Consider the following 2,005-nt stretch of genomic DNA (forward strand, 5'->3'; position numbering starts at 1 on the left):
TAAACGTTTCATCATACTGTTTTTTCATCTGAAACACCTCTTATATAGAATAATTTATCTCTATACTGTGTTCCAGTTTTACTGTACCACCTCACATCTTATCAATAATTAACTGCCGTTTATACCATTGATTTAATTTGCTTCTCGCCGTACTAGAGAGGCGTTTTGTTTTTTTATTATAAAACCTAGAAAGAGTAGGTTGCGAGATACCTATATCTATTGAAAGTTCTCGCATAGTTATATTCTTTTTCATATGTACAAACTCTATTTTCTCTCTAATTACTTGTTCATTTTCACTCGTATCTAGTGGTTTGTCTACAATTTTTATCGGCTGACTTTCCCCAGGGATTGTATCAATAATTTTCTTTTTTGCTAAGTTTTCCAAAGAACGAATTAGTTCTTTGGGTGGCAATATTACTATTCCTAACTGTGAATAATAGTTTTTAAACCAATTTTTCTTTGTCAGTTTTTCTTCTTCTAAACTATTATTATATTCCCAATGAGAAATTACCTCTTCTTTTTCTAGATCCATAAGAACATTTTCTAATTGTTCACGAATACGATTCGGTTTTTGCTTCTGGTTTATTCCCATAACTGCTAACAAACCTTTATCTCCACCTATAGAATAAGGTCTTTGTAAACTAGAAAACATTTGACGTATTCTCCATTGCCATGTCAAATATCGAATTAACCTTTTATGATATTTATGTCTATAGCTGTTATATTCAAGTGCCTTTTTCGATAATAATGCGGTAGTACTATTAGATCCATATAAATATCCGGATAAGAAACTTCCCGGTTTGATTCGACACGATTCTATTCCCATGTATTCGTTTGTGGTTTTATCCCTCCATAAAACTACAGAATCTAATACGAATAGTCTCTTAATTACCTCTCGTTTTACTTCATAATGCTTACCCGTTTCAGCACGGTCATTTAATACGACTACTTCATTTTCATCATTTAAATATATAAAAATACTCGCTAAAGCCGCAATCCGCTTCGCTACTTTAATTTTATCTTCTACCCTATAGTATTCTACTCCATTTGCCTTAGCCTTTGAAATATTGCACATTTCTAAAACTTGTTCATATGAAAAATCAATAAATTCATCAGGCGATTTTGCTTCATTTAACCATTGAATCGTGATGGTATCTAAACAATCTGCAGTTAGATCATCCATATTACTCATTACACCGTCTATGAGTGTATTCCATCTTGCTGCCTCTTCAATATTGGTTAACTTTAGATCTTCATCTTTATGAGAGGAGAGCTGTGCTACCCCACTACTATCTTTTGTTTCAATAGGATATGATTTTAAGTGTGTGTTTTCATCTTCTTCAAATTGATTTTTGGCTATTCCATCTCTTAATTTATAATATAATGCAGAGTTATTTACTTCTAAATAGTTTTGATTCAATGTGTTTACATCTGATCCTCTTATTACTGTATGCACGTTATTACTAACTGCCTGATTTTTACGAAACTCTTGTTCAATAAAGACACCTATTGTCTCATCGATGATTAATCTATACTCATCTATATTCCTATATATATCTAGAGGCGAAACACCTTTTCTTTGTTGTTGCTCTAGCCATTGTACAAGCATTGAAAATGACGGAGAAAGATATTCTGAAGTCACAATTTTACTTTTATCTGCTTTAATCTCAACATAATAGGACATCCATTTATGCCACAATTGCTCATCTTGTTTATACAATTGTTCCGTTATTGATAGTGCATCTCTAAACAATTGTAGAACGTCTTCCATATATATTCGGCTCCTTATATACATTTAGTTATTATTGATTTGAATTTGAAAATAATTAGCTCTATGATGTGCCTTTTGCGAATTACCCGCCACTTAACGTCCTAACGGACGATTTGAAGTGGGGATTCTCGGTTAATCATTATGAGGTGGTACAGTAAAACTGGAACACAGTATAGAGATAAATTATTCTATATAAGAGGTGTTTCAGATGAAAAAACAGTATGATGAAACGTT

At 32.1% G+C, this 2,005-nt stretch carries 1 protein-coding gene; it reads right to left on the bottom strand.

The window, feature by feature from the left end; translation table 11 throughout:
• Positions 1–91: 91 nt before the first annotated feature.
• Positions 92–1,771 carry a helix-turn-helix domain-containing protein gene (locus F3I02_RS26975; protein ID WP_196478602.1) on the bottom strand — a complete coding sequence of 560 codons (1,680 nt, stop codon included), beginning with the start codon at positions 1,769–1,771 and terminating at the stop codon, positions 92–94.
• Positions 1,772–2,005 lie beyond the last annotated feature (234 nt).

The organism is Bacillus sp. SRB3LM (assembly GCF_015712745.1).
Taxonomy (GTDB): Bacteria; Bacillota; Bacilli; order Bacillales; family Bacillaceae_G; genus Bacillus_A; species Bacillus_A thuringiensis_K.

Excerpts from the sequence above, each read along its gene's own strand:
- F3I02_RS26975 (WP_196478602.1), bottom strand. The coding sequence starts at position 1,771 with ATGGAAGACGTTCTACAATTGTTTAGAGATGCACTATCAATAACGGAA.